At 70.6% G+C, this 26220-nt stretch carries 22 protein-coding genes and 1 riboswitch; of the genes, 11 read left to right on the top strand and 11 right to left on the bottom strand.

Annotated features, from left to right (window positions below):
- Window positions 1-375: 375 nt before the first annotated feature.
- On the bottom strand, window positions 376-1554 hold the full coding sequence (locus ACFZBU_RS16060; RefSeq protein WP_391584176.1) for a PP2C family protein-serine/threonine phosphatase: 1179 nt from the start codon (window positions 1552-1554) through the stop codon (window positions 376-378).
- Between the two features lie 474 nt (window positions 1555-2028).
- Here ACFZBU_RS16060 and ACFZBU_RS16055 point away from each other — a divergent pair, with 474 nt between their 5' ends.
- The 3 genes from ACFZBU_RS16055 to ACFZBU_RS16045 all read left to right on the top strand — a co-directional run bounded on the left by ACFZBU_RS16055 (window position 2029) and on the right by ACFZBU_RS16045 (window position 4258).
- On the top strand, window positions 2029-2925 hold the full coding sequence (locus tag ACFZBU_RS16055; RefSeq protein WP_391584175.1) for an esterase/lipase family protein: 897 nt from the start codon (window positions 2029-2031) through the stop codon (window positions 2923-2925).
- Between the two features lie 167 nt (window positions 2926-3092).
- Window positions 3093-4001 (top strand): zinc-binding dehydrogenase, encoded by a 909-nt coding sequence (locus ACFZBU_RS16050; RefSeq protein WP_391584174.1) that lies wholly within the window; start codon window positions 3093-3095, stop codon window positions 3999-4001.
- Window positions 4002-4048: 47 nt separating this feature from the next.
- Entirely contained in the window at window positions 4049-4258 is a 210-nt protein-coding gene (locus tag ACFZBU_RS16045) for a hypothetical protein (RefSeq protein ID WP_391584173.1), read from the top strand.
- Window positions 4259-4505: 247 nt separating this feature from the next.
- Here the strand turns inward: ACFZBU_RS16045 and ACFZBU_RS16040 are convergent, their stop codons facing one another.
- The 5 genes from ACFZBU_RS16040 to ACFZBU_RS16020 form a co-directional block, all read right to left on the bottom strand.
- A complete protein-coding gene (locus ACFZBU_RS16040) occupies window positions 4506-5687 on the bottom strand; it encodes an ROK family protein (RefSeq protein ID WP_391584172.1) in 1182 nt (393 codons plus the stop codon).
- Window positions 5688-5743: 56 nt separating this feature from the next.
- Window positions 5744-7006 (bottom strand): sugar ABC transporter permease, encoded by a 1263-nt coding sequence (locus tag ACFZBU_RS16035; RefSeq protein WP_391584171.1) that lies wholly within the window; start codon window positions 7004-7006, stop codon window positions 5744-5746.
- Window positions 7003-7812, bottom strand: a complete 810-nt coding sequence (locus ACFZBU_RS16030) for an ATP-binding cassette domain-containing protein (protein ID WP_391584170.1) — start codon at window positions 7810-7812, stop codon at window positions 7003-7005. The genes ACFZBU_RS16035 and ACFZBU_RS16030 overlap by 4 nt, the downstream gene beginning before the upstream one ends.
- Before the next feature lie 278 nt (window positions 7813-8090).
- A complete protein-coding gene (locus tag ACFZBU_RS16025) occupies window positions 8091-9197 on the bottom strand; it encodes a sugar ABC transporter substrate-binding protein (RefSeq protein ID WP_391584169.1) in 1107 nt (368 codons plus the stop codon).
- A 2469-nt stretch (window positions 9198-11666) separates the two neighbouring features.
- Window positions 11667-12014: a hypothetical protein gene (locus ACFZBU_RS16020; RefSeq protein WP_391584168.1), complete on the bottom strand. Its 348-nt coding sequence runs from the start codon at window positions 12012-12014 to the stop codon at window positions 11667-11669.
- Window positions 12015-12167: 153 nt separating this feature from the next.
- On the opposite strand from ACFZBU_RS16020, the gene ACFZBU_RS16015 reads away from it, so the two are divergent.
- Window positions 12168-12638: a DUF6069 family protein gene (locus tag ACFZBU_RS16015; protein WP_391584167.1), complete on the top strand. Its 471-nt coding sequence runs from the start codon at window positions 12168-12170 to the stop codon at window positions 12636-12638.
- 447 nt (window positions 12639-13085) lie between these two features.
- Here the strand turns inward: ACFZBU_RS16015 and ACFZBU_RS16010 are convergent, their stop codons facing one another.
- Window positions 13086-13991: an NAD(P)-dependent oxidoreductase gene (locus ACFZBU_RS16010; RefSeq protein WP_391584166.1), complete on the bottom strand. Its 906-nt coding sequence runs from the start codon at window positions 13989-13991 to the stop codon at window positions 13086-13088.
- A gap of 104 nt (window positions 13992-14095) precedes the next feature.
- Here ACFZBU_RS16010 and ACFZBU_RS16005 point away from each other — a divergent pair, with 104 nt between their 5' ends.
- The 3 genes from ACFZBU_RS16005 (at window position 14096) to ACFZBU_RS15995 (ending at window position 16530) form a co-directional block, all read left to right on the top strand.
- Window positions 14096-14500, top strand: coding sequence for an ArsR/SmtB family transcription factor (locus ACFZBU_RS16005; protein ID WP_391584165.1), 405 nt, complete (start codon window positions 14096-14098; stop codon window positions 14498-14500).
- Between the two features lie 705 nt (window positions 14501-15205).
- Window positions 15206-15757, top strand: coding sequence for a GNAT family N-acetyltransferase (locus tag ACFZBU_RS16000; protein WP_391584164.1), 552 nt, complete (start codon window positions 15206-15208; stop codon window positions 15755-15757).
- Between the two features lie 545 nt (window positions 15758-16302).
- Window positions 16303-16530, top strand: coding sequence for a hypothetical protein (locus ACFZBU_RS15995; protein ID WP_391584163.1), 228 nt, complete (start codon window positions 16303-16305; stop codon window positions 16528-16530).
- A gap of 204 nt (window positions 16531-16734) precedes the next feature.
- Here the strand turns inward: ACFZBU_RS15995 and ACFZBU_RS15990 are convergent, their stop codons facing one another.
- Window positions 16735-17136: a RidA family protein gene (locus tag ACFZBU_RS15990; protein WP_391584162.1), complete on the bottom strand. Its 402-nt coding sequence runs from the start codon at window positions 17134-17136 to the stop codon at window positions 16735-16737.
- Window positions 17137-17233: 97 nt separating this feature from the next.
- Here ACFZBU_RS15990 and ACFZBU_RS15985 point away from each other — a divergent pair, with 97 nt between their 5' ends.
- The 3 genes from ACFZBU_RS15985 (at window position 17234) to ACFZBU_RS15975 (ending at window position 20534) form a co-directional block, all read left to right on the top strand.
- Window positions 17234-18208 carry a helix-turn-helix transcriptional regulator gene (locus ACFZBU_RS15985; RefSeq protein ID WP_391584161.1) on the top strand — a complete coding sequence of 325 codons (975 nt, stop codon included), beginning with the start codon at window positions 17234-17236 and terminating at the stop codon, window positions 18206-18208.
- A gap of 423 nt (window positions 18209-18631) precedes the next feature.
- A complete protein-coding gene (locus tag ACFZBU_RS15980) occupies window positions 18632-19333 on the top strand; it encodes an alpha/beta fold hydrolase (protein ID WP_391584160.1) in 702 nt (233 codons plus the stop codon).
- 472 nt (window positions 19334-19805) lie between these two features.
- On the top strand, window positions 19806-20534 hold the full coding sequence (locus ACFZBU_RS15975; protein WP_391584159.1) for an alpha/beta fold hydrolase: 729 nt from the start codon (window positions 19806-19808) through the stop codon (window positions 20532-20534).
- Between the two features lie 80 nt (window positions 20535-20614).
- Here ACFZBU_RS15975 and ACFZBU_RS15970 read toward each other — a convergent pair whose 3' ends face one another.
- Window positions 20615-21103 carry an SRPBCC family protein gene (locus tag ACFZBU_RS15970; RefSeq protein WP_391584158.1) on the bottom strand — a complete coding sequence of 163 codons (489 nt, stop codon included), beginning with the start codon at window positions 21101-21103 and terminating at the stop codon, window positions 20615-20617.
- 206 nt (window positions 21104-21309) lie between these two features.
- Window positions 21310-22044 (bottom strand): GNAT family N-acetyltransferase, encoded by a 735-nt coding sequence (locus tag ACFZBU_RS15965; protein WP_391584157.1) that lies wholly within the window; start codon window positions 22042-22044, stop codon window positions 21310-21312.
- Between the two features lie 252 nt (window positions 22045-22296).
- Between ACFZBU_RS15965 and ACFZBU_RS15960 the strand changes: the two genes are divergently transcribed.
- Complete coding sequence (locus ACFZBU_RS15960) at window positions 22297-23541, top strand: alpha/beta hydrolase family protein (protein WP_391584156.1); 1245 nt, start codon at window positions 22297-22299, stop codon at window positions 23539-23541.
- Window positions 23542-23812: 271 nt separating this feature from the next.
- Window positions 23813-23952, bottom strand: a riboswitch (TPP riboswitch).
- A gap of 348 nt (window positions 23953-24300) precedes the next feature.
- Here ACFZBU_RS15960 and ACFZBU_RS15955 read toward each other — a convergent pair.
- Window positions 24301-25974, bottom strand: coding sequence for a cellulose binding domain-containing protein (locus ACFZBU_RS15955; RefSeq protein ID WP_391584155.1), 1674 nt, complete (start codon window positions 25972-25974; stop codon window positions 24301-24303).
- Window positions 25975-26220 lie beyond the last annotated feature (246 nt).

The following is a 26220-nucleotide window of genomic DNA, read 5'->3' as shown; positions in this document are numbered from 1 at the left end:
TGCACGTGCGTCGGAAGCGGCGGAGCGGGATTCGTAACTGCGCCTGTCACGGTACCGACCGGTCGGTATCAAGGCTAGACCGCAACGCGAACTCGCTCGGGTGGTCGCCGCGAGTACGCCCCGCCGAACCGTCGCGGAACGCCGCGAAACGGCTTTCCGCCGCTGTGGATCGGCTCGGCGATGCCGCACGGTGGCCGGGGGCGTGGTCGAGCGGACGCCGGGAGTCGTGGTCGAGCGGATCGGTTCCCCCGATGCCGCGCGATGGCCGGGGATGTGGTCGAGCGGATGCCGGAGGTCGTGGTCGAGCGGATCGGTTCCGGGATGCCGCACAGCGGCCGGGATTCGCCCTTGCTCCCGCCCTCGGCCGAGCCGGCGCTAGCCCGGCGACCCGTCGGTCGGGGCCGCCGTTTCCCGGCCCAACACCATCAGCGCCGCATCGTCGGTGAGCCGGCCGCCGCCGTGCGTCAACAACGCACGTTGCAGCCGGCCCAGCAGATCGATCGCGGACAGGCCCGGCTCGACGTGCCGGGCGACCCACTCGCGCAGCGGAAAGAACCGACCCTGTGCGTCCCGGGCCTCGGTGGTGCCGTCCGTGTACAGCAGCAGCAACTCGTCCGGCGCCATCCGGAACCGGTAGGCGGGCGACGGCTCCGCGGCGGAGAGCAACCCGGCCAGGCCGAGCGGCAACTCGGGCGGCACATCGAGCCAGCGCACGCCGGACGGCCCGATCAGGGCCGGCGCCTCGTGGCCGTGGTTGACCAGCTCGACCAGGCCGTCCGGGCCGAACCGGGCGATCAGCGCGGTGGCGAACCAGTCCGTGTCCGGCTCGCCGAGCAGCACCTGATTGCGGCCGAACCGCTCCAGGGCCTCGCCCATGCGATCCCCGACCCGACGCAGGTCCGGCTCGGTGAACGCGGCCTCGCCGAAGGTGCCGACCAGCGCCGCACTCGCGCCCACCGCGGTCAGCCCCTTGCCCTGCACGTCGGCGATGAACGCGCGCGTCCCGTACGGCGTGGCCACCACGTCGTACACGTCCCCGCCCACCTCCGCGTCGCGTTCGGCCGCCAGATAGCTGCGGGTGACCCGGACCCCGCCCACCACCGGCGGCGCCGGCGGCAACAGCGCGCGCTGCACGTGTTCGACCACGTTGCCCAGGCGCGACACCTGCTCCTGCAATCGGGTCCGCAGCAGGACCGTGGCCACCGCGATCGCGCCGCCGAGCACCACCACCACGAACCCGGCCCAGTCGTGCCGGTAGCCGGTCGGCGCCAGCCAGGGATCCAGGAGCAGGAACGTCCACGTCGCGAGCACCGCGTAGACCGCCGTCGCGCGCACCGTGGTCAGGCTCGACGCGGACATCGGCACCAGACACAACATCGTGTCGGTCCGGAACTCGTCGGGTGTGCCGAAGTCGACCGCCACGATCACGACATACAGCAGGGCCGGCAACAGCGGGATCAACCGCCGCATCGGCCGGCCGCCGCCCGCGTCGACCGCCGGGGTCTCGCTCATCGGGAAGGCACCGTCCTGGTTCACCCGCAGTGGGCCGGTCATCGGTCATCGGTCCTCCCCGCCCTTTCCCGATCCGGTCCGCATCCAGCTACGCCACACGGTTGATCGGCCGCGCGGGCGGTTCCACGGGCGGCTCGACCCGCGTCGGGGCGGGGCCGGATCGGCGGCGGCGAGCACCGGCGTCCGGCCGGCCGGACGGGGCGGGTCCGAACGACACCGAGGCTCCGTCCGCCCGATCCCGAAACGTCATCCGGCCGATCCCAAGCGTCGTCCGCCCGATCGCGAAACGTCGTCCACCCGATCCCGAAGCGTCGTGAATGGCACGGTCGAGCCCAACCGCGACGTCTCGTTGTAACCCGCACGGACCGCCGATAACCTCGCGCCCCCGCACCGACACGAAGCTCCCGCGATCGCTTGGAGGCGCAGATGCTCGGCTCCGAACGCGTGACAGGATCCCTCCCCGAGCCGCCCCGCCGACCCCGCCGCGCCCGCACCCGATCACGCACCCGATGGGGCATGCTGGGTCTGGCCGTGACCATGGCGCTGACCTGGGCACTGCCCACCCCGGCCGCGGCGGCGGCCCGGCTGCCGGTCCCGTACAGCTTCGCCGCCGGCATCACCGCGCAACTCCTGACGCCGAACAGCTCGCCGCCCGGTGCCAACGACTTCGACTGCCGGCCGAGCAGCGCGCATCCGCGCCCGGTGGTGCTGCTGCACGGGACGCTCGGCAACATGACGGACAGTTGGCAGGCACTGTCCCCGCTGCTCAAGAACAACGGTTACTGCGTCTTCGCGTTGAACTACGGCGGCGAACCCGGCGGGCTGTTCCAGGGCTACGGCGACATTCCCACCAGCGCGGCCCAACTGGGCGCCTTCGTCGATCGAGTCCGCGCGGCCACCGGCGTGGACCGGGTCGACCTGGTCGGACACTCGCAGGGCGGTGGCGCGCTGCCGCGGTACTACCTCCAAGTGCTCGGCGGCGCGGCCAAGGTGCACGACCTGGTCGGTCTGGCCCCCGGCAGTCACGGCGCGTCCCTGGAGGGCATCCTGAACCTGCTCGACGCCTTCCCCGGCGGCCGGGACGCCTTCGAGCACCTGTGCCCGGCCTGCGCCCAGCAGGACATCGACTCACCGTTCATGCGTGCGCTCAACGCCCTCCCGGACACCGTGCCGGGCGTGCGCTACACGATGATCGCCAGCCGCTACGACGAGGTGATCGTGCCCTACACGCTCGGCTTCCTGACCGGCCCGGACGTGCGCAACGTCACCGTCCAGGACCACTGCGGCCTGGACTTCTCCGACCATCTGGCGATCATCTACGACCGAGTCGCCCTGAACGAGGTGCTCCGCGCGCTCGACCCCGGCCGCACCGACCGAGTCTGCGCACTGTCCCTGCCGGTGCTCGGCGGCTGACCCTCGCCTACCCCCGTACTCCCGTATTCCGTATCCCCGTTCCCCGTACTTCCGGTTGCACCGTCCCGCCGCGCCGCCGCACACGTTCGGCGGCGCGGCGGAATGCGTTCGCCCTCGCGGGAGTTGCGATTCCCCGCAAGCCGAACTCGAACCTGGGGGTACCCCTGATGCGCGCTCTCGTCGTCGACCACGCCGTTCCCGGTCGACTCAGGATCGACACCGTGCCCGATCCGGTTCCCGAACCCGATCAGGTCCTGGTGCGGATCGCCGCGATCTCACTGAACTTCGGCGAGTTGCCCAGGGCGGACGGCGACACCCCGAACGGCACGATTCCCGGCTGGGACGCGGCGGGCGTGGTCGAGCGGCCGGCCGCCTCCGGACGCGGCCCGCGGGCGGGCGAACGGGTGGTCACCTTCGACTGGCGCGGCGGCTGGGCCGAACTGCGCGCCGTACACGTGAACGAACTGGCCGTCCTGCCCGACGAGGTCACCTTCGAACAGGCCGCGACGCTCCCGGTCGCGGCGGTCACCGCGCTGCGGGCGCTGCGCCGGGCCGAGGTCGTGCCGGGCACCCGGGTCGGGGTCACCGGCGCGGCGGGCGGGGTGGGCACGTTCGCGGTGCAACTCGCCCACCTCGCAGGCGCGCACGTGAGCGCGTTCGTCGGCAGCCCGGAGCGCGGCGAGGGCCTGTCCGGCTACGGCGCGGACCGGGTGCTCACCGACCCGGCCGAGGCGGACGCGCCGCTGGACGTCGTCCTGGACAACGTCGGCGGCCCACTCCTGACCGACCTGCTGGGTCGGCTCGCACCGGGCGGACGGGTGATCGCGATCGGCGCCGCGTCCGGCGAGCGGGCAGACTTCTCCTCGTACAGCCTGATCGGCCCCGAGACCTCGATCATCGGCTTCAAGCGCGGCGGCGACTCGGCGGCGGATCTGGCGTACGTGGCCCGCCTGGTCGCGGACGGACTGCTGCACGCGCCCGTCGACTGGCAGGCCGACTGGACCAGGGTCGACGAGGCCATCACCCTCCTGCTCGGCCGCCGGATCCGGGGCAAGGCGGTCCTGACTGTGAGCTGAAGTCTTCGGCGAGCGAGGGGAGTTCGATGCCGGGGCTTCGGTGGGTGATGGCTGGTTCGGTCGGGCCCGGTCGCTTCGGATCCCTGGGCCTGGACTTGGACCTGGACCTGGACCTGGTCCCGGCCCCGGCCTCGGTCCTGGTCCTGGACCCGGACCCGACCCCGGACCCCGGCCGGGTGCGTCCAGGTCGGCCGTGTCCTCGATGGCGCCCGGCCGGGCGGATCGCGGGCGCCGCGAGCGGGTGCTGCGCCCGCTGACGTAGGCGGGCGCGTGGGGGCCGCGCGGAGCCGGGCGTGCGGGGCCGCGCGGCGCCGGGCTGGGATCTCGCGGGCGGTGCCTCGTGGTTGCCCGCCTCGGAGTCGGCCGCCCGGCCGCCGCCGGCATCGCAGCCGCCGGCCCGGTTGCCGGGCGCCTGTCCGACCGACCGCCGGTCGGGGCTGCGTCCGTGGGCCCGTGGGCTCGTTGCGCCGTCGGCCCGTCGGCCCCGGCTTCGCTTCGGGGCCGTCAGGCCGGCGGTTCCAATCCCGGTTCCAGCGGGTTGTCCAGCAGGCGGGCGAAGGCCAACTCGGCGGCGCCGTACAGCGGGGCGTCGTCGCCGAGCGCGGCCGTGCGCAGCTTGAGGTGTTCGCGGGTGACGGCCAGTGAGGTCCGGTTGAGCCGACTGCGCACCTGCGCCGCGGTGGCCAGGTACACCTCGCGCAGCGTCCCGCCGAACACCACCATCTGCGGATTGAGGATGTTGACCAGATTGGCCACGCCGAGCCCGAGCCAGTCGCCGACTCGGCGCAGCCCCTCCTCGGCGTCCTGATCGCCGCGAGCCGCCGAGTCGGCCAGCCCGCCGATCGCGTGCTTGGCGGTACCGCGGGTGAGCGCGAACTCGCCGATCTCGGTCTCCCAGCACCCGCGCGACCCGCACCGACACGGCCGGCCGTCCGGGTTGACCACCATGTGCCCGACCTCGCCCGCGTATCCGTCGCCGCCGGTCACCGGCCGCCCGGCGGACAGGATGCCGCCGCCGATGCACACGTCGCCGTGCAGGTAGATCACGTCGTCACAGCCCACCGCCGCACCCCGGGTGTGCTCGGCGACCACGCCCAGGTCGGCGTCGTTGCCGACCATGACCACCGTGCCGATCGCCGTCGACAGCCGCTCGCCCAGCGGCTCGTCGCGCCAATCCGGGGTGTGCCCCTCGGGAATCGTGCCGTCCGAGCCGCGCACCATCGCACACACCGCGACCCCGGCACCCACACACACGCCGTCACGCGGCGCGCTCAGCCGCATCTGCGCGACGAACCCGCCGAGCGCCTCGGCCACCTCCTTGGGCGAGAACCCGCTTCCCGGACGCTGTATTTCCCGGCGATCCAGGATCACCCCACCGAGCCCGACCCGGGCCGCGACCACCCGGTCCACGCCGATCGTGAACGCGTACACGTACACCCGCTGCGACTGCGCCCGCACCACGAGCGAGGGCCGGCCGCGCCCACCGCCGGAGGTGTCCCGCGGGGCCTCCTCCACGACCAGGCCGGCCGCCGCCAGGTCGGCGGTGAGCGCGCCGATGGTGCTGCGGTTGAGCCCCATGCCCGCGGTCAACTGGGCGCGTGAGGTGGGGCCGAGCACGTGCACGTGGCGAAGCAGCGCCCCCAGGTTCTGCCTGCGGATGTCCTCCTGGGTGGGCGCTGCGCGCATCGGGCTGCGGACCCTGCCTTTCTCATCCGTGGCGTCGATCGAGGGGGAGGGCGGCGTCACCGCAGCCCGGCGGCTTCGGCCCGCCGCCGTGACAGGGCGTCGACCCCGGCGGCGAGGAGCAGCACGACGCCGGTCACAACGTACTTGACGCCGGCGCTGTACCCCATGAGCCCCATGCCGTTGTCGATCACCGCGACCACGGCGCCGCCCAGCACGGCGTCCAACACCCGGCCCTTGCCGCCGAACAGGCTGGTGCCACCGATCACCGCGGCGCCCACGGCGTACAACAGCACGTTGCTGCCACCGGTGTTGGAGTCCACCGAGTTGGCCCGCGAGGCGGCGATGATGCCGCCGATGGCGGCCATCGTGGAACAGATCACGAACGCCGAGATCCGCACCCGGTCCACGTTGATCCCGGCCCGGCGGGCGGCCTCGCGGTTGCCGCCGACCGCGTACAGGCTCAGCCCGTACGGCGTGCGGCGCAGCACGAACGTGCCGATCAGGAGCAGCACCACCAGAACCGGCACCACGATCGGCACGCCGCGCAGCGAGGAGATCACCACGTTGCGGCTGCGCTCCTGGTTGAGCACGTACACCGCGACGCCGACCAGGACCGCCAGCGCGCCCACCCGGATTCCGGTGATCGCGATCGGTTCGGCGCTCAGCCCGCGGCGCATGCGGTTGCGATTGCGGCGCAGTTGCAGAGCCGCGTAGCCGCCCACCGTGGCGGCGGCCAGCAGCCAGCCGACGATCGGCGCGAGGTTGCGGTTGGAGATGGCCAGGATGGTGGAGTCGCGCACCGGCACGTTGGTGCCGCCCTTGACCAGGAGCAGCGACACGCCCTGGAAGGCCAGGAACGCGCCCAGCGTGACCACGAAGGAGGGGATGCCGACCTTGGCCACCAGTATGCCGAGCACCAGGCCGATCACCGCGCCGACGACCAGGGCGGCGAGTACGCCCGCATACCAGGGCCAGCCGTGTTCGGTCAGCAGCACGGCGAGCACGGCGGCACACACGCCGCTGGCGAAGCCCGCGGACAGGTCGATCTCGCCGAGTACCAGGACGAAGATCAATCCCATCGCGATCACGGTGACCGCGGCGCCCTGGGTGAACAGGTTGGCGAAGTTGCCCGCGCTCAGGAACCGCGGACGCATGATCGCGAAGACCGTGCACAGCACCACCAGACCGAGCACGGCGGGCATCGCGCCGGTGTCGCCGCCGCGCAGGCGCGCGACGTAGTCCTTGATGTGCGTGACCACCGGCGACTCCGGCGCATCGGAGTCGCTCTTGTCGGCGAGAGGCAGGACGCTGCTCGTCATCGGTTGACTCCGTTTCGACCCGCGCCGGGACCGAGTGCCTCGGTCTGCCCCGACGTGATGAGTTCGACGATCTGGGAATGGGTGATCTCGCTGGTGCTGACCTGCGCGGCGGTGCGGCCCAGGTAGAGCACCGCAATCCGGTCGGCGACCGCGAACACGTCGTTCATGTTGTGCGAGATGAGGACGACGGCCAGGCCGTTGTCGGCCAGGCGGCGCACCAGTTCGAGCACCTGCGCGGTCTGCGAGACGCCCAGCGCGGCGGTGGGTTCGTCCAGGACGACGACCTTGCTGTTCCACAGCACCGCCTTGGCGATCGCCACGGTCTGGCGCTGGCCGCCGGAGAGGCTGGAGACGCGCTGGCGGATCGAGGAGACGGTGCGTACGGACAGGCCGGCCAGGGTCTCCTCGGCGATCTGTTCCATGCTGTCCTCGTCCAGCACCCAGCCGCGCCGGCGCTCGCGGCCGAGGAACATGTTCTGCACGATGTCGAGGTTGTCGCACAGGGCGAGGTCCTGGTAGACGATCTCGACGCCCAGATCGGACGCGTCGCGGGGGCTGTTGACGGTGACCCGCGCACCGTCGAAGAAGTACTCGCCGGAGTCGGCGGTGTGGATGCCGCCGATGCACTTGACCAGGGTCGACTTGCCTGCGCCGTTGTCGCCGACGAGCGCGGTCACCTGGCCCTCGTACACGGACAGGTCCACGTCGCGCAGGACGTGTACGGCACCGAAGCTCTTGTTGATGCCGCGCAGTTCGAGCACGGGATCGGACGCGGGCGGCGGGGCGGGGGTGGGGGACAGGGCCACTGTGCGGGCTCCTCGCGTGGGGTGGCGGCAGGGTACGCGCCGGCCGGAACCGACGCTCGTGGGTGTCGAGCGTCGGTTCCGGCGCAACTGCGCGGTCCGGGTGGCTGGTTCCGGGTGGCTGATTCCGGAAGGCCTGTTCAGGGAGGCCTGTTCAGGGAGTCCTGGTCAGGGGGTCTGGTCAGGGGGTCTGTTCAGGGGGTCTGGTCAGCGGGCTGGTCAGGGGGTTCCGGAAAGGCCGGGTGCGGAAGTTCGGTTCCGGAGGGCCGGTTTTCGGTTGGCTAGTTGATGCCGAACTCGGTGCACTTGGCGGCGTAGGCGCCGGTGCACAGGGTGTCCTTGGTGACGTAGCCGTCGGTGACCACGTCCTTGACGTTCTCCTTGTAGATGGCCACGGGCTCCAGGAGCACGGAGGGCACGTCGCGCTTGCCCTCGGGGTCACGGACGGTGGCGGGCACGGCCGGCTTCTGGCCCTTGGCGAGCGCGACGGCCAGCCCGGAGACCGCGTCGGCCTCCTTCTTGATCGCCTTGTAGACGGTCATGCACTGGTCGCCGACCAGGATGTTCTGCAGCGCGGTGGTCTCCGCGTCCTGCCCGGTGACCGGGACCTTACCGTTGAGCTTCTGCTTCTTCAGGATCGAGATCGCGGCGTTGCCCAGGCCGTCGTTGGCCGCCACGACGCCGGATATGTTCGGCGACTGGGTGAGCATCTGCTCGAACATGTTGGCGCCCTCGGTGTTGTTCCAGTCCGGGACGGCCTGGTCCGGGCCCTTGACGTACTCGCCCGAGTCGAACTTCGGCTTGAGCACCGCGTCGTAGCCCTGCTTGAGCAGCGTCGCGTTGTTGTCGGTGGCCGAGCCGTTGAGCATCGCGACGGTGGGCTTCTGCGCGTTCGCGGCGGACAGGCACTTCTCGAGGCCCTGCCCCATCAGGGTGCCGACCTTCACGTTGTCGAAGCTGACGTAGTACTGAGCGCTGCCGCCGAGGGTCAGCCGGTCGTAGTCGATGGTCGCGACACCCTGGGACTTGGCCTTGTCCAGAACGGCCTTTCCGGTGCCGCTGTCCAGGTTGACGATGATCAGGACGGTCGCGCCGTTGGTGATCATCTGGTCGGCCAGCGTCTGGAACTGGGACTTGTCGCCCTGCGCGTTTTGGATGTCGTAGTCGACGCCGGCGGCCTTGAACGCGTCGGTGAGGTACTTGCGGTCGTTGGTCTCCCACCGGCCCGACGTCTTGCTGTCGGGCAGGATCACGCCGATCTTCGCCTTCTTGCCACCGCCGTTGGTGGAGCCGGACGATCCGGTGCCGGAATCGTCCGAGCAGGCGGAGAGGGTGCCGGCGGCCAGTACGGCGCAGGCGGAGACGGACACGAGGAACCTCTTGCGCATGGTGGATCCCTTCGGGCACGCGCCGGTGGAGCCGGCGGGGGACGTGGAGACGTGCAGACGTCGTCGTCGTGGGGGTGGTGCGGCGTCGGGGGCGGCGGGGTGTGGCGTTGGGGTGTGGCTGGGCTGTGCGGGGTGCGGGGTTGCGGGGTGCGGCACGGGGTGCGGAGTGCGGCGTGCGGGGTGCTCGGGCGGGGCGGGGGGTACGACAGGGGGATCTGCAACAGGTGAAGGCGGTGTCGCCTTAAATGTTGTGGGCGACAACGTAATAGCCCGACGGGGTGTCCGCCAGACCCCGGAAGCCCTGAGAAATGCCGGCTTCGGTAACGGTTGGGAAACGCAGGTGAACCAAAAACCGGTTGTTAGCCATGAAGATCTTCAAGAATCAACACCAAGCGGCCAAGGTGGCGCCGAAGGGCTTCGGATCGCGAACCCGGGTGAGTGAGGTTGGGCCGCAGATTAAGTTCCGAGCCGCAACTTAGGTGGTTCGCGGGTGGGTTGGGGTGGGCCGGGCGGACGGCATGGGCGTCGGCGGCAACCTTTTCGCGCGCGGGCGGCCTGCTCGGGTGGTGGCGTTCGGGCCGCGGTGTTCGCGTTCGAGAGCACCACTCTCGTTTCGGCCGGGCGCTCTTGCCTCAACCCTGCGCTCTGGCCGTGAGCGGCGAGTGCTCGTGTCTCGGAGCGGTGCTCTCGCGCGGGTGGAGAGGTCTTGCCTCGGGCGCGCGGACGCAGACGCGGGCGGGGGCGGGGGCGGGGGCGGGGCGGGGGCGGGCGGGCCACGGTCGTGTCCCGGTCCCGGTCCCGGTCCCGGTCGTAGTCGTGGTTTCGGTCTCGTGCTGGTTTTGGCCAGGTGTTCGCGTCGTGGGGCAGTGCTCTCGTTTCGGTGGAGGGGCCCGCTGCCTTGATGCTTGCGTCCGGCCAGTGTCCGCGTTTCGGGGCAGTGCTCTCGTTTCGGGGCAGTGCTGTCGCTTCGGCCGGGAGGTCTCGCCTCGGTCTCGCAGTTCCAGCCTTTGGGCAGGCGCTCGCGTCTCGGAGCGGCGTTCTCGTTTCGGCCGCGTGCTCTCGTCCCGAGCCCTGCCCCGGCGATGGTCTGGTGCTCACGTTTCGGAGCGGTGCTCTCGTGTTGTAGAGGGTCGCCTCGCTCCTCGCGCGGATGGCCTTGGCGAGGTGCTCGGCGTCCCGCGAGCGGTGCTCTCCTTTCCGTCGAGGGCCTTGTTTCGCCCTCGCTCAGGCGTTGGCTGGGTGTTCGCTTCGTGGAGCGGTGCTCTCGTTTCGGCCGCTTGCTCTTGTCCTGGAGCTGTGTGTCCTGGCTTTGGTCTGGTGCTCACGCTTCGGAGCCGTGCTCTCGTTTCGTTGAGGGTCGCTTTGCTCTCGCGTGGATGGCCTTGGCGAGGTGCTCGCGGCCCGGGAGCGGTGCTCTCGCTCTTATCGAGGGCCTTGTTTCGCCCTCGTGTTCAGACGTTGCCCCCGGGTGTTCGCTTCGTGGAGCGGTGCTCTCCTTTCGGCCGGTTGCTCTCGTCCCGGAGCGTGCTCTGGCTCTGGTCTGGTGCTCACGCTTCGGAGCAGTGCTCTCGTTTCGTTGGAGGGTCGCCTGCTCCTCGCGCGGATGGCCTTGGCGAGGTGCTCGCGGCCCGCGAGCGGTGCTCTCGTTTTCCTCAAGGGCCCTGTCTCGCCCTCGCTCAGGCGTTGGCCGGGTGTTCGCGTCTCGGAGCGGTGCTCTCGTTTTGGCCGCTTGCTCTTGTCCTGGAGCCGTGTTCTGGCTTTGGTCTGGTGCTCACGCTTCGGAGCAGTGCTCTCGTTTCGTTGAGGGTCGCCTTTGCCCCCCACGCGGCTGGCCATGGGGAGGCGCCTCGCGGCCCAGAGCGGTGCTCTCGTTCTCATTCGGGGGCTCGTTTCGCCCTCGTGTCCCGGCCTGGTCGGGCACGCCGCGTTTTCGGAGCAGTGCTCTCGTTTCGGTCGGGCGGTCTCGTCTCAAGTCTCGTGCTTTGGCCTTGGGCCGAGGCGCTCGCGTCCTGGAGCGGTGCTCTCGTTCGGCGCACGCGTGGTGGCCCCAGGTCGCCGTGGGCGACCTGGGCGATCACCACAGCATCGCGGTCGAGCGCTCTTGTGCGGAGCTGTGTTCTGGTTTTGGTTGGGTGCTCACGCTTTGGAGCGGTGCTCTTGTTTCGGAGGGAGTTCTTTCGCTCTCGCGTGGTTTGGCTTTGGCGAGGTGCTCGGGTTCCAGAGCGGTGCTCTCGTTCTGGCCGAGCGGTCCCGGCTTGCGCCCGTGTTCTGGCTTTGGGCAGGTGCTCGCGTCCCGGAGCGGTGCTCGCGTTCCGGGTGGGTGCTCTTGGCCGTTGATTCCGTGTCTTCACCGTTGGGGTCGAGGAACATGGTCCCGACCGTTGGCGCGTCGAAGTCGAGCCATTGCCGTCTGCCGAACGCCTCGACCCCGTTCCGCCGAAGATCCTGTGGCGGGTCCCCGAGGGGTGGTCAGCGCGGTGGGCGGCGGCGAAGGAGGCGGGGGAAGAGACGGGGGCGGCGCGGCCGGCGGTTGTGACTCCGGCGGTCCGGGGCGCTCGGGTGGGCCGGTTCGTCGTGATGCGGGCGCCACGGGTCGTCGGGGGATCGCATCGGCACCTTGCGCTGCGCCTGGACCTGGATCTCGATGTGGGCGTCGTTCGCGGTGCCGTGCAGTGCCTCGTCGTAGGACGCCATGGCCGCGCGGATGGCCGCGCCGGCGACACCTCGACGGCGCACATGGGCGGCCATCCACGCACAACAGCCCAGTGTCGTGGCGAGGCAACCGGCGACCAGCAGGAATCCCAGGAATCCACCCATGGCGTCGAGATTACGTGCGTCGGCGTCCCGCCCGCGGTGCCGCCGCCGGTGGTGAAGTCGATCGGTATGGATGTCGGCGGTGATGTCGAGAGGCGGGGTTCGGCTCCGACCGTCGGGCAACGGGAACCGCGCGAATGTCAAAGGAGAACGCCGATGGACACCACGACGCACTCGACCTCGGCCGATCGTATGGCCGCCGCTTGGGAATCGCGGGCGGTGTGGATGGTGAGCGTGGCTGCGGGGGTGGCCGCCGCGATCGGCACGGAGGTGTACGGGTTGCTCGCACGGGGCCTCGGCGTGCCGATGCGGGCCGGCAACATCGGGGCGGAAACGGCGGACCCGATCACCGTCGGGATGTTCGCGATGGGCACGGCCGTGGGCCTGTCCATCGGGACGGTACTGGCCGTACTCGTCGCCCGCTTCGCGGCCCGCCCGGCGCGGACGTACCTGGTGGCCACGGTCGTGTTGACCGCGCTGTCCATGGCCGGCCCGCTGCCGGCCGGTGACACGCCCGCCTCGACCAAGGCGATGTTGTGTGGTGCGCACTTGGTGGCCGCGGCGATCGTCGTCCCGGTGGTGATGCGCAGGCTCGCGAGCGCCCCGGGGCGTGGTGCTCGCGGCTGACCGCGCCGGGGAGGGCGGCCATGGTGCCGGTGGCGACGGACGAGATGGCGATGGAGGCGATGGCGTCGGCCGGATCGGGATCCTCGGCGAGTGCGCGGATCCCGATTCGGAGGGCCGTCGTCGATGCGAAAGTGCTTTGCGGGCACCGGGAGCCGGAGGCACTTTCCGGGGCCGCCGCGCCGCGGGCGGGCCGGTCGTGACAGCCGGATCCTTCGTGACGTTCGTGGCCCGGCGGCGATGGGCTTTGCGGGCGACGGGAGTTCGGTACCCATGGCCGGGGACGCCCCGCCCCGCGCCACGCCCCGCCCCGCGCCGCGCCGCGCCCCGCACCGCCCCCCGCACCGCGCCGCGCCCCGCTACGCCGCGGCCGGTTGGCAGGGCGGGTGTTTGCGTGTGTCGTGCGTTGTGCGCGGATTCGTGGTCGAACTTGCTTTGGTGTGTGGGCCGTTACTTGTCGAAGCCGGCGAAGTAGCCGGCCGCCATGTCCTTGTCGCCGTGGCCCTGTGCGGAGGCACGGCGAAGGCGTTCTGCGCCGGCGGCGACGACGTCCATGTGGATGCCCGCGTGGTCGGCGGCCTGAAGCACCAGTCGGGCGTCCTTCTCCGCGTTGTCCACCGAGAAGCTGGTGGTGTAGTCGTCGGAGAGGATGGCGGCGGACTTGAGTTGGAAGTACGCGTTGTCCATCGGGCCGCCGCCGACCACTTCGAGGAACAGTTGCGGGTCCACGTCCAGCCCCTTGGCGAGGGCCAGGGCCTCGCCGACACCGTGGGTCAGCGCCAGGACCCAGGTGTTGAGGACGAGCTTGAGGCGGGTGGCCGCGCCGGAGGTGCCGTCCTCGCCGACCCACAGGGTGCGCCGACCGATCGTGTCGAACAGCGGCTGGACGACCTCGCGGCTCGCCGGCGCGCCCGCCGCCAGTACGACCAACTGTCCCTGTTCGGCGGGCCCTCGGGTGCCCTGCACCGGGGCGTCCACGAGAAGCAGCTCGTGTTCGCGGGCGAACGCGGACAGTTCGTCCAGGGCGTCGATGCCGACCGTGCTGATCTGTACCCATACCGCGCCGGCGCGCAGCCCCGGCACCGCGGCCCGCATCGCGTCCAGTACCCGAGGGCCGTCGTTGAGCACGGTGACCACGATGTCCGCACCGGAGACCGCGTCGGTCGGTGTGTCGGCTGCGGTCACGCCGTCGGCGGTCAGGGCGGCGGCCTTGGCGGGCGTACGGTTCCAGGCCCGAACCGTGAAGTCGTTCCGGGACAGGTTGCGGGCGATGGCGGCGCCGATGATGCCGGTGCCCAGCACGGCGACGGTGGGGCGAACCGGGTTCGGCTGGGCGGTGGGCGGGGTGTTCGTCATGGTGCACTCTCCATCGGGTGGTTCGAAAATCTTCGTACCCCGGTACCGTAGACACCCACGGCATGCGCCGGCAACTATGGATCGAGGCAAGGAGCGGATGCGGGATGCCCGTCCAGATGCACCACCCGTCGCTGGACCAGGTGTCGCTGAGCGCGGTCTTCGCCGCGCTGTCCGACGACCATCGGCGCGGCGTGGTCGTCGCGCTGGCCGCGGACCCGACCCGCGAGCAGCCGTGTTCGATGTTCTCGGTGCCCGGCACCAAGTCCACGCGCTCATACCACTGGAAGGTGCTGCGCGAGGCGGGCCTGATCATCCAACGCAACACCGGCACCGGCATGATGCTGCGCCTTCGCGAACCCGAGTTCGAACAACGCTTCCCCGGCTTCCTCGCCAACCTCCTTCACCTTGAGGGCCGTCCACGATCCCGCGCGGACGGCACGAACGAGAACGAGAACGGGAGCAAGGACGGGAGCGAGGACGGGAGCAAGGACGGCCTTCCCGACCGCTGATGCGCGAGGCGCCCGCGGGCTGAGGTCCGACGCCTTACTCGACTCTCCACATGCCCCGATTCGACCCTCGCTCACACGGCGCGCGGCGCCGCCGGCTCACCACGCCGCTCACCACGCCACGCCGGCGGCCGGCGCCCGCCCCGGTACGTCTCTCCGTACTCCCCCCACCACGCACTGCGCAATTCACCCTCTACGCTCCACGCTCGATGCCACGCGTCCCGCGCCGACCCCCGCAGCGCCTGGCGCCGCCCGTTCCGAACCCCCCGCCGTCCGTCCACTCTGGGCCCCATCCACACGCATCAGGTCGCGGCTCCCTGCACCACCCGTCACGCACGCCGCCGCCCCGCGTTGCCCCGCCACCCCCCCGCCCCGCCCCACCCACCAGGTTCCGAGCCTCGCCCCGTGCCCGGCTCCGGCCTGCCGGCTTGGCTGGTGGGTGATCAGCGGGTGGTGTCGCGGACGAGGACGGGTTCGGTACCCATCCGGCAGCGAGCAGCGCCGGCGCGGTCGGCCGGAGGTGAGTGAGGCCGTCGCGAGATGGGCTCGGCGCGGTAGGCATCGTGCGGCCGGGAAATGGGTCTCGGCTTAGGCATCGCGGCGTCCGTGGCGCCCTTCACGTGTCACGACCCGACCGGGACGACCGTCGTGTTCGTCGAGGTCGTAAAGCGGTGGACAACCTTCCGGTACTGGGCGAGCATCTCCGCGGTGAGCACTGAACTTCTCTCCTCCCCCAAACGCGTCCGCTTCGTCGAGCTCGGCGCAAAGGCGCTGCGGGCGCTCGCCGACGGTGACCTCGCCGGCGGCAGCGCCGAGGCCGGGGTCGCCCTTGACGAACACTTCGTCTGCGAACGGGCCCGCTGGATCTTCGGTTATCGCGCCGACCAGCTCGCGAAGGACCCGTCTGCCGCGCCCTGGATCACGCGGGCCGCGGTGTCCGAGCCGGACGGGGTCGTCGTGGGCGATGCCGGGTTCCACGGGCCGCCGGACGAGGCCGGCGTGGTCGAGGTCGGCTACACCGTCGTGCCGGGGTATCGCCGCCAGGGCTATGCCCGCGCCATGCTGGCGGCGCTGCTCGACAGGGCCGCCGCCGAACCCGGTGTCACGACCGTGCGGGCCACGATCGGCGCCGACAACAGCGCATCCCTGGCCACCATCGCAGGCTTCGGCTTCACCCGCGTCGGCGAGAAGGGGAACGAGCGCGACGGACTCGCGTTCGTCTTCGAGGTCCAGGCAGACGCGAGTCGTCGGGCGGAGTAGCCAAGGAGTCAAGTAGCCGAGGAGGCCGAGCAGCTGAGGAGTCGAGTGGCCGAGGAAGCCGATAACCGGGGAGTCGAGTAGCCGGGGAGCCAAGGAAGCCGGGGAGCCAAGGAAGCCGAGGAGCCAAGGAAGCCGGGGAGCCAAGGAAGCCGGGGAGCCAAAAAGCTCTCCCGCCTCAGCGGACATGGTGATCGTCCCGGTCGGGCCGCGACGTGCGAAGGGCCTCTCGGGTGGGGTGAGTTGTGCATGCACTCAAGGCCGCTGCAGCCTCTTGGATACCCGCACGGGATGCTTCGGTGACTCCGTGGGGGCGAAGAGGAGAGGGCGCGAGGACGATCACGACGATTCTGTGACCGGTCGAGACAGTTGTCACTTGGTCGAGATATCTGTCACCGGCGCCGGTTCGACAGCCTGCCGGCTGTGATCCGGCTACCGGACCACACCATCATGCTGAGAAGGCCCAAGACATAGTGTTCTTCCTCGCTCCCGACGACGAGACTGCCGCTGCGACGCGCCCGATGGGACCCGGCCGGGCCTTCGAGTCTGTGACCTGCCGATTCATTGAGCCGGACAGTGCCATAGCCGAGTGGGACACGTACTTCTCGGAGCCGTCCGCGAACCTCCCGGCGCCCGAACTTCTCCACGGGTGGTGGCCGGAGTGGGTCACCGGCCCCTTCAACGACGGCGTCGAGGTGTTCGCTCTGCCGCAACGGTTGATCCGGGCGTTGGCCGACGCCGACTCCACCATGTTGGCGGAACCGGCGGATCGCTGAGCCGCCCTCGACGTCGCCCGGTGGTGGAAGGCCATGCCCCGTAGGCGAGCGGCGTGCGCTCGCCTACGAGGCGGTCCCTCATCAGGGCGAGGTGTGGTCCGGATCGGCGTATCCGATCGGCCCGTTCACCTTGCTACGCCACCACCCGGCTGCCGTACCGCCACCCGTGTCGGGGCGGACAGCCCGGGCGCGGGCGGCGGCGAGTCAGGGTCGGGCGGCGAGGGCCTCGACCTCGAACAGCACGTCGGGCGTGGCCAGGCTCGCGACGCCGATGAGGGTTTGCGTGGGCGGTTTCGTACCCCAGCCCTCCTGTACGGCCCCGGCGATCGGCCCCAGCTTGCTGACGTCGTGGTTCACCACGTACGTCCTGAGCTGGACGACGTGACCGAGGTCGAGCCCATGGGCGGCGAGAGCGGTGCCGATGTTGCGGAACGTCTGCTTCACCTGCTCGGCGAAGTCGGTCGAGACGACCGCACCATCCGGGCCCGATCCGTACTGACCCGCGACAAGAACCAGTTCGGTACCTGCGGGGATGGTGGCGGTGTGGCTGTAACCGAACGGGACCGGGTCGTGCAGACCGTCCGGGTTGACGATGGCGTGTGCCATGTGGATCACCTCTCGTGTGCGATGGGGCTTTGTCGCGCTGGTAAGCCTCGCAACGAATCACGACATCCTGTGTCGTGTATTCCCGTAGAGTTTTCGGATGCGCGCCGATCGGTTGGTATCGCTGGTACTGCTGCTGCGGCAGCACGGTCGGCTGTCCGCGGCCGAGCTGGCCCGTGAGTTGGAGGTATCCACCCGCACCGTGCTGCGCGACGTGGAGGCGCTGTCCACAGCCGGCGTTCCGGTCTACGCCGAACGCGGTCGGCACGGTGGTTTTGTTTTGCTGCCCGGTTTCCGGACCGAACTCACCGGACTGAACCACGACGAGGCACTTGCCCTGCTGGTCGCCGGATCGCGGCGCGGCGCGCAGGCATTCGGACTCGGTACGGCGCTCGCTTCGGCCATGCGCAAGGTGGTCGACGCGCTACCCGAGAGCTACCGGGCCACCGCGGCCGGCGCGGCTCAGCGCTTGCTCATCGACCCGGAGATCGACCTCCTCGCGCGTCGGCCGGTTGTCGAGGAGGTGCCCGACGCCATAGTGGCCGAGGTCCGGCGCGCGGTGTTCGCCGGACACAAGCTGCGCATTCGCTACGCCGCTGTGGACCAGACCCCGAAGTGGCGCACGGTGGACCCGATCGGCCTGGTGACCGTACGCGGCCAGGGGTACTTGCTGGCCACCCGATCCGGCGCGGACCGCACCTACCGGCTGTCCCGGGTCTTGGCCGCCGAGGAACTCGCCGTACCGGCACAGCGACCGGACCGGGTCGATCTGGACCGGGCCTGGCAGGAACGCAGCACGCAGTTTCGGACCGGCGGCGACCAAGTCACCGTGCTGGTACGGGTGGACCCGGCGCGGCGGCAGGACCTGGTGGGCACCGCGCTGGCCATCCGCACCGAAGAAGCGGACGTGGACGGGTGGTTGCGGCTGGAGGTGACGTTCCAAGACCCGAGACACGCCGAATGGGCGCTGTGGCATCTCGCCACGAGCGCGGAGGCCCTGGCCCCGGAGTGGTTGCGCGACTCCCTGCGCAACCGCGCTGCGGCGATGGCCACTTGCTACGCAGAGACCCGCTGAGACGCTCTGCCGAACCCCGCGACCACGGCGGTCCAGGAAACGGGACGCCGCCGGATTCATCGACCGATTTGATCGGTTCGGTCGGGCGGTGCTCCACATCGACCGCCGGCCGGAAGGGCAACCCGAACCACCGGGCCGCTTCGGCGCTGCCTGCCCCCCGGAAGGCGATTACACCTGATGAGCGTCCGGCGGCCCGCCGGGGGCCGTGCGGGCCCCCGTAGACCCCGTGCGGGGTCCGATGTCGTCCCGCGTCGCCCGGCGTCGGGTTGCGCGTGTTGCGGGGTGAGCCGGCCTTCGGGGTTTGGTGCGTGGGGTCTCTGGTCTCCTGTGGATGGCGGGGGTAGCATCGCAGAAGCAGCTGCTTAATCGTGTCAGCACAGACACAACAGAACAGACAACAGACAGACGGATCGGGATTGAAGGGTGGCTTCCGTGAAGCTTCATGTGCACGAGCGTGGGGTCGGGGACAAGGTTGCGGTGCTTGTCCATGGGGGGATGTCGGACCACGGGACGTGGCACGCACTGACGGACGTGCTGGTCGAGCGCGGCTACCGGGTGTACGCGCCGGACCTGCGTGGGCACGGGCTGAGTGAACGTGCCGAGTACAGCCCGGAGTCGATGGCCGACGACCTCGTGGAGAACCTGCCGGTCGGTGCCGATGTGGCGATCGGGCATTCGCTCGGTGCGCTTGCGTTGTCGCTTGCGGTCGAGCGGTTGCGGCCGGCGAAGGTGGTGTACTCGGACCCCGGATTCCGGATGGGTGCGGTGCCCGCCGGCGCCTTCGAGGGGATGCGGGCGATGGTGGCCAATGCCTCCCTGGAGAGCATTCGTGCGATGAATCCGCGATGGTCCGCGGCGGATGTACAGGCCGAGCTCGACGGCTTCCGGAGGTTCGACCAGGGTCTCCTGGCCCGGCTGGGCGACTTCGACCAGGACTACGTTCCGGCCTCGCCCGTGGTGCCGAGTCTGGTCCAGTCAGCGGCGGACAGCTTCATCATGACGCCCGCGCTGAACGAGGAACTGCGCGGGAACGGCTTCGAGGTACGGGTGGTGGACAACGTCGGCCACTGCATCCACCGCGACGACTTCGACGCGTTCCTGAAGTCTCTCGACGGCTGGATCTGACGCACCGTCGGTTCCGATCCCCTGCCGTCCCCTGCCGTCCCCTGCCGTTCCTCGCCGTCACTTGCCGTCACTCGCACGCCCTTGCCGTCTCTCGTTGTCCCTTGCGGGAGGGACGCCGTGGAACCGGAGTAGCTCGTCGCGCGATGGGCTGCGTGTCGGAGCGGATTGCCGTGCGGTACGCCACGGCCTCTCGGAGCACCTTCCCGCGCGGTACGCCGCGGGTTCGGGGCACCCTCCCGCGCGGTACGCCCCCTGCTGGATCACCCCGAGCAGGCGCAGCGTGCCGACAGCAGGCGAGGCGTGCCGCGAGCAGTCGCGGCGCGCTGCGCTCCGAGCGGGCGGGAAGGCGTCCCGAGGCAGGCGCAGCGTCGCGCGAGCATGCGTAGCGCGCGGGATTCGGAACCGCGTCGGTCCTTTCGGCCCGGAGCGAACGGCGTTCCGTCGATGTCCGTCGCACGGATATGGTCCGAATATGGGTGAATCGAGTGGTGCATCGAGCACGGTCGAGATCGACGGGGTCCGCCTGGCGTACGACGTGTGGGGTGTGCCGCAGGCCCCGCCGCTGGTGCTGCTGCACGCACTCGGCGAGGGCGCCGCGCACTGGGCGCGGATAGCCGAGTCGCTTGCCGAGGAGTGGCGGGTGTACGCGGTCGATCTGCGTGGGCACGGGCGCAGCGATTGGCCCGGCGACTACTCCGTCGAACTGATGCGGGACGACCTGGTCGGCTTCCTCGACGCACTCGGCCTCGATCGGGTCGACCTGATCGGGCACTCGCTGGGTGGCATGGTGGCGTACGTGTTCGCGCAGGAACATCCGGATCGGGTGGGCCGGTTGGTGCTCGAGGACGTCTCCGTCCCGTTGCCGCGCGACCCGAACCCGCCGACCAGGCCCGAGGGCGAACTCGGCTTCGACTGGGACATGGTCGTGGCCCTGCGCAAGCAGGTCGACACCCCCGATCCCGTGTGGTGGGAGCGTCTGGCCCGGATCACCGCCCCCACCCTCGTCGTTGCCGGCGGCTCGGCGAGCCATATTCCGCAGGACCGCGTCACCGAATGGACCCGCCGCCTTCCCGACGCCCGGGTGGTCACCATCCCGGCCGGCCACCTGATCCACGCCGCCGAGCCCCAAGCCTTCACCGAGGTGACCCGGGCCTTCCTGCGCACGCCCGCCGGCCCCACCCGCCACCACTCCCCACGCTGATCGGCACGCCGGGGCGCAGGCGACGGGCGGGGGTGGCGATGCCGGCACTTGCCGCGAAGGCGCGTTGCGATCTCGGCGTGTTACGCGCCGAAGCGTAGGGTTTCGCCGGTTTCCAGCACCGTCTTGAGGTTGGACAGGATCATCGGCCAGCCCTCGCGGATGCTCTTGAGCATTTCGGAATCCGGTGCGAAGCCGTCGTGCAGGACACGCAGCGCGACCACCTCGCCCAGCGGTACCAGGTCGAAGGAGACCCGCGAGATCGGCTCACGGCGGTGTTCGGCGAGTTCTTCCGGGCTCCAGCCGAACATCTCGCCGATCTCGGGCTCGTAGTTGTGCCACGTGTAGGCCAGTCGACGCGGCGGTTCGGCCGCCAGGACCACCTGACCGGCGTCCCGTGGCGCCGTCCGCGGTGACATCGACCAGCGGACCGGCGAGCCGACCTGCCAATCCGATTCCGGTCCCGAGCCGTCGAAGTAGCGGGTGATCTCGGTCCGTTCGGTCAGCGCGCGCCACAACTCCTCGGGGGTGGTGCGGATGTACATGACATAGGTGAACTGAGTGTCGGACACAGGGTTTCTCCCAAGAGGGGCGGCATGGGACGCGGGCGCGACCGATGCCCGGGATCGCCTTCGTTTCACTATCCGCCGGCTCGGCCCGACAGTCCGGCACCGCGCGCACGCCACGCCGAAGGTCCGCACGGAACCATGGCGGACGTGGTCCGATCGGCCGATCGCACAACTGGCGGCAGGATGGCCCCCGTCCCGCCGGCATACCCCTACGGACAATCCGAACGATCCGTACCCGGGAGCGGGCCCGGGGCGCCCTCCTCCACTTCCTTCACCATCGGACCGAGCGCCGGTGCGGAGGCCGAGGCCGGTCCCGCCGCTGGTGCCGATGCCGGTGCGGCCCCCGGCGCCGGCCCGGGCTTCGCCACCCGTTCCGGCACGCGTTCCGGCACCGGTTCCGGCACCAGTTCCAGGGCCATCGACACCGAGTCCACGTAGCGGCCGTCGAGCAGGAACTCGCCCCGGGCGATGCCCTCGACGATGTATCCGCTCTTCTCGTACAGCCGCCAGGCGTGCGAGTTGGTTCCCAGTACGTGCAGCGTGATTCGACGTGCGTTGCGGCGGGCGGCCTCGGCGCGGGCGGCGGACAGCAGCAGGGTGCCGATGCCGCGGCCCTGGTGGGCGGGATCCACCGCGAAGCCGTTGATGTATTGGACATGCCCGCCGGCGGCCATCCGCGATGGGCGTATTTTGACGAAGCCGCGTACCTCCGGCCCCTCGTGCGCCACCAGCACGTTCGCCGGCGGTGTGTCGGGGTCGAAGAACGGGTGCGCCGGCGGCTGGGGTGGTGTCGGGGTGACCTGCGGACTCCAGGTGTCGCGGTCGATCCTGGCCAGCACGGGTTCGTCCGCCGGTACGGCGAGGCGTATCCCGATGCCGGTGGCGGTGCCGGTGCCGGGCCGGGGCCGGGATGCGTCGTCGGTGTCCCGGGTGTCTCGATGCATGCGTCCAGGGTGATCGGCGTGCGCTCGCCCCGGCAAGGCCTTTCTCGGATCCGGCCACGTGGCGCCCGCGAATTGCCCCGCCGCCGCCCCGGCCCCGCACCGCCCGCCGAGGACGCCGGGCCCGTCCCCCGCCGGCCCCCGGATCCATCGGCCACGAGGGGGCCGTATGCCTCCGGGGAGGTATGCCGAGCCCGCGTCGCGGTGCGACCGATGGCCGATGTGCGGCACCGGACGCGGAACCAGGATCGGGACATGACCCGATCCTCGCCGACCTCGAAGGTCGCGCTGCCCGCGTTCGTTCTCGCCCTCGCCCTCGTGTCGGCCCTGCCGACCGCCGTGGCACCCCCTGCCGCCGCGGCTTCCGCCCCCGCGGCCTCCATCGACTTCATCCCGGCCGAGGCCGACGCCCCAACGCCCGCGGGCCGGACCTCGCTGCCTCACCCCACCGGCTCGTTCGCCGTCGGTCGGGAGTCCCTGCATCTCGTCGACCGGGCCCGACGGGACCCGTGGGTGCCGGAGGCCGGAGCGCGCGAGCTGATGGTCGGCATGTACTACCCCGCCCAGCCCGGCAGCGGCACGGGTACGCCCGCGCCGTATGCCACCGTCGAGGAGGCCCGCCTGCTGCTCGCGGACCGGGGGTTGGGCGGCCTCTTTCCCGCCGAGACGCTCGCCGCCACCGGAACCGACGTCAAGGTCGGTGCCCGACCCGCGCGTGGCCGGTTTCCGCTCGTGCTGCTGTCCCCGGGATTCGGCGTGTCCGCGTACACGCTCACCGGTCTGGCCGAGGAACTCGCAAGCCGGGGCTACGTGGTGGCCGCCGTCGACCACGCCTACGAGTCGGTGGGAACCGCCTTTCCGGCCGGCCGGATGCTCACCTGCGTCGCGTGCGAAAAGGTCCGGACCGAGGAGGACTTGGCCGCGGTCACCGCGGGGCGGGCCGAGGACGCGTCCTTCGTGCTGGATCGGCTCACCGGATCGCGGCCGACCTGGCGGCACGCCGTGGCCCTGATCGATCGGAGCCGAATCGCCATGGCCGGCCACTCGATCGGCGGCGCGAGCGCGGCGGCGGCGATGGCGGCCGATCCCCGAATCCGGGCAGGCGTCGACATCGACGGTGCGTTCCACTCTGCGGTGCCCGAAACCGGCCTGCGCGGACGCCCGTTCATGATGCTCGGCACCGACGACGACACCCACCGGCCGGGAGGCGCGGATCGCAGTTGGGACGAGGCGTGGGGTCGACTCGACGGCTGGAAAAGGTGGTTGACGGTGGTCGGCGCAAATCACTACAGCTTCACCGACGTCCCGGTCTTCCTCGACCAACTCGGCCTGCCCGGAGGCGGGTTGCCGGCCGCGCTCACGGGAAGCCGCGGATTGCACCTGACCCGCGCCTACGTCGGAGCGTTCCTCGACCTCCACCTGAAATGCATCCCTCAGCCGCTGCTGACCGATGTGACACCGGCCAACCCGGAGATCAGGTTCAACAATCCGGTTCGGTGACCGCCGCGGCTCTACCGCGTACCGACAGTGATCACAGCGGAAGCGAGCAAGGCGAGCTAGGCGAGCAACGCAGGCAAGGCGAGCCACGCAGGCAAGCTGGGCAAGCAACGGAGGCCTGCAAGCGGAGGCAGCCTGCAAACGGAGGCAGGCAACGGAGACCTGCAAACGGAGACAGCCACACGAAGACGGACATCCGAAGACAGACACGCCGAGACACACAAAAGCGCGCCCGTCAGGCCCGGTAACCAAGCCGACGTACGACGCGCATCAAGGACCTACGAGGTGGGCTCCCTGCGCCGGCATTGTCCGGATCAGGTGCTAGGGGTCGCGTTCCGGTCCGACTTCGACCTTCACGCCTCTCAGCCCGACCGCCCGACCTTGGCTTGAGCCGAAGCTCCCTTCTCCAAGGCCAACCACCGGTAGTCGAACTCCCTCGCTCGCCCCGTAGGCCACTAACCACCATACTCCGGTGCAAAAGCCCCGGCAAGGGTCGGCTGATATGTGTAACGCGGTTGGCGTCCCGAGGCTGGTGGGCTTCGGGACGCCAACTGTGGCCAGTGGGCCGCGTGTTGGCTGCGCACGAGTTCGGGCAGCGGGGCGGGCCCTGCCGTCCACGAGGGTGGCCCGGCGGCGTCGCGTGGCCGCCGCCGGGCTCGGGAGGCACCGGCCGAAAGGGGGTCGACCGATGCCGGCAGGTGGGTTCAGCCGGTGCTTCTCAGTGATTCGGTGGTTGCCTCGGCCGTTGCCTCGGCACCTCACTCAACCCGTGAAGTTCTTGAAGAGGTTGGTGAATTCGTACGGGGCCTGGCTGATGCTGCTGCACGTCGGTGAGACGCCGCCGCCCGGGCAGGAGCCGTTGTCCCGGCCCACCGACCAGAACGCCAGCCGGCCGATGTGGTTGGTGTTCGCCCACGTGACCAGCTTGCTCGCGTCCGACTGGACGAAGATCTTGCCGTTGTAGTTGCGGCCGATCATCGGGGTCACCGCGAGCATGCTCTTGAGTTCGGCGTCCGACTTGGCGGGCCAGATCTCCTTCATCTGACGCAGCGTCGATTCGGCGGCGGTGATCACCGCGTCACCCCACACCGGGCGCGAGGTGCCGAACTCCATCGCCATCGGATTGACGATGTCGACCCGAACGCCGTTGTCCCGGGCGTTCTTGAGCAGGTCCACGCCCAGAGACGGGGTCAGCCCGTAGTCGTCGCCCTGCACCATCAGGGTGAAGCTGACGGTGGTGGCGGGTCGGTCCCGTTGCACCTTGGCCAACGCCTTGTTCATGGTGTCGATCGGGATGGACGCCTCGATGTCGATGTCGAGGTGTTTGACGCCGAGGGTGTCGATCACCTTGGTGTACGCGGCGGCGAGTGCGTTGACGCTGCCGCAGGACGCCTCCAGGTACGGGCCCGCCGCGCCGCCGAAGGCGACCACGACATCACCGCCCTGGGCGCGAAGTGCGTTGATCTGGTTGACGATGCGCGGTTCGTCGAGCGCGATCGTACCGCCCCACTTGGGGTCGCAGCCGCTGTTGCTGCCCAGGACGAAGGCGAGTGTGAACAACTTCTGGCCGGTGGCCGCGGCGACATCGGTCAGGGTCGGGGTGGGTGCGGTGATGTCGATGTACGGGACGCTGCGCACCGATCCCGGCTGGGGATTGCCGCCGCCGGTCGTGGTGGTGGCGATCAGTTCCGGAGTGAACGGGGACACGTTGCCCGCCGGGTCCTTCGCGCGCACCTTGACCGGGTAGCCGGTGCCGGGGGTGAGTCCGGACAGTGTCACGCTCGGGCCCGCGCTGGTCGCGGAGGGTGCGCCGTTCACGTAGACGTCGTAGCCCGCGACCCGGTCGTCGTCCGTGGACGCCGTCCAGGACAGGGTCAGCGCGGTCGGGCCGGCGTTGGCCACGCGCAGGTCGGTGGGCGCGCTGGGCGCGGTCGTGTCGGGGCCGGCCGGTCCGACACACGGGTTGCCGTTGAGCTTGCAGTTGCCGGGAGTTCCGGCACCTGCGCCGAGGAATCCGAAGGTGGCCGAGGCGCCGGGGGCGAGGGTGCCGTTGTACTCGCGGTTGGTGAAAACGTAGTGGCCGCCGCTCGATCCGGTCTGCAGGGCATCCCAGTACGAGCCGACGGTGGTGCCGGCGGGCAGGTCGAACTCGACCCGCCATGCGGTGAGCGTGGTGGTGCCCTGGTTGCGGATCGTGTACTGACCGGTGAAGCCGGAACCCCAGTCGGACGCCTTGGCGAACGTCGCCTCGGGTGTCGCGGCGTGCGCGGAGCCGGCGGGCAGGGCGACCAGTGCGAGCGGTGCGATGACGGTCGCGGCCAGGAGGCGGGCGAGTGCGCGCAGCGGCCGACGGATGGGCCGGGGCGCGGCGCTTGGGGAGGAACGGCGGTCGGAGGGAGGCGGGTTGCGGCGAAGTGCAGGGAACGCAGAGATCATCGAGCCGGCTCCTGGACACGTCTGGGACACGAGTCGGGGGACGAGAGTGGTGCTGGAATGCCGTGCGCACGCCGCCGGTTGGCGTGCACCACCGCTCGCGGCCGGGCGGTGGGGCAGTCGGTGCGGGGGTGCCCGGTGCCGGTGCCTGTGCCGGTGGCGTCGGGCGATCGGGCGCTTGGTGCTCGGGTGGTTCTCGGTGGCGTTGGTTCGGTGGTGCTCGGTGGTGCTCGGTGGGGTTTGATGTGG

The organism is Embleya sp. NPDC008237 (assembly GCF_042956465.1).
Classification (GTDB): Bacteria; Actinomycetota; Actinomycetes; order Streptomycetales; family Streptomycetaceae; genus Embleya.
The sequence above is the reverse complement of the archived record's forward strand: the minus strand, read 5'-3'. Positions and strand labels throughout refer to the sequence as shown.

Coding starts and splice junctions, on each gene's coding strand:
- ACFZBU_RS16060 (WP_391584176.1), bottom strand. CDS start 1,554: ATGACCGGCCCACTGCGGGTGAACCAGGACGGTGCCTTCCCGATGAGC.
- ACFZBU_RS16055 (WP_391584175.1), top strand. CDS start 2,029: ATGCTGGGTCTGGCCGTGACCATGGCGCTGACCTGGGCACTGCCCACC.
- ACFZBU_RS16050 (WP_391584174.1), top strand. CDS start 3,093: ATGCGCGCTCTCGTCGTCGACCACGCCGTTCCCGGTCGACTCAGGATC.
- ACFZBU_RS16045 (WP_391584173.1), top strand. CDS start 4,049: ATGGCTGGTTCGGTCGGGCCCGGTCGCTTCGGATCCCTGGGCCTGGAC.
- ACFZBU_RS16040 (WP_391584172.1), bottom strand. CDS start 5,687: ATGCGCGCAGCGCCCACCCAGGAGGACATCCGCAGGCAGAACCTGGGG.
- ACFZBU_RS16035 (WP_391584171.1), bottom strand. CDS start 7,006: ATGACGAGCAGCGTCCTGCCTCTCGCCGACAAGAGCGACTCCGATGCG.
- ACFZBU_RS16025 (WP_391584169.1), bottom strand. CDS start 9,197: ATGCGCAAGAGGTTCCTCGTGTCCGTCTCCGCCTGCGCCGTACTGGCC.
- ACFZBU_RS16020 (WP_391584168.1), bottom strand. CDS start 12,014: ATGGGTGGATTCCTGGGATTCCTGCTGGTCGCCGGTTGCCTCGCCACG.
- ACFZBU_RS16015 (WP_391584167.1), top strand. CDS start 12,168: ATGGACACCACGACGCACTCGACCTCGGCCGATCGTATGGCCGCCGCT.
- ACFZBU_RS16010 (WP_391584166.1), bottom strand. CDS start 13,991: ATGACGAACACCCCGCCCACCGCCCAGCCGAACCCGGTTCGCCCCACC.
- ACFZBU_RS16005 (WP_391584165.1), top strand. CDS start 14,096: ATGCCCGTCCAGATGCACCACCCGTCGCTGGACCAGGTGTCGCTGAGC.
- ACFZBU_RS15990 (WP_391584162.1), bottom strand. CDS start 17,136: ATGGCACACGCCATCGTCAACCCGGACGGTCTGCACGACCCGGTCCCG.
- ACFZBU_RS15985 (WP_391584161.1), top strand. CDS start 17,234: ATGCGCGCCGATCGGTTGGTATCGCTGGTACTGCTGCTGCGGCAGCAC.
- ACFZBU_RS15975 (WP_391584159.1), top strand. CDS start 19,806: ATGGGTGAATCGAGTGGTGCATCGAGCACGGTCGAGATCGACGGGGTC.
- ACFZBU_RS15965 (WP_391584157.1), bottom strand. CDS start 22,044: ATGCATCGAGACACCCGGGACACCGACGACGCATCCCGGCCCCGGCCC.
- ACFZBU_RS15960 (WP_391584156.1), top strand. CDS start 22,297: ATGACCCGATCCTCGCCGACCTCGAAGGTCGCGCTGCCCGCGTTCGTT.
- ACFZBU_RS15955 (WP_391584155.1), bottom strand. CDS start 25,974: ATGATCTCTGCGTTCCCTGCACTTCGCCGCAACCCGCCTCCCTCCGAC.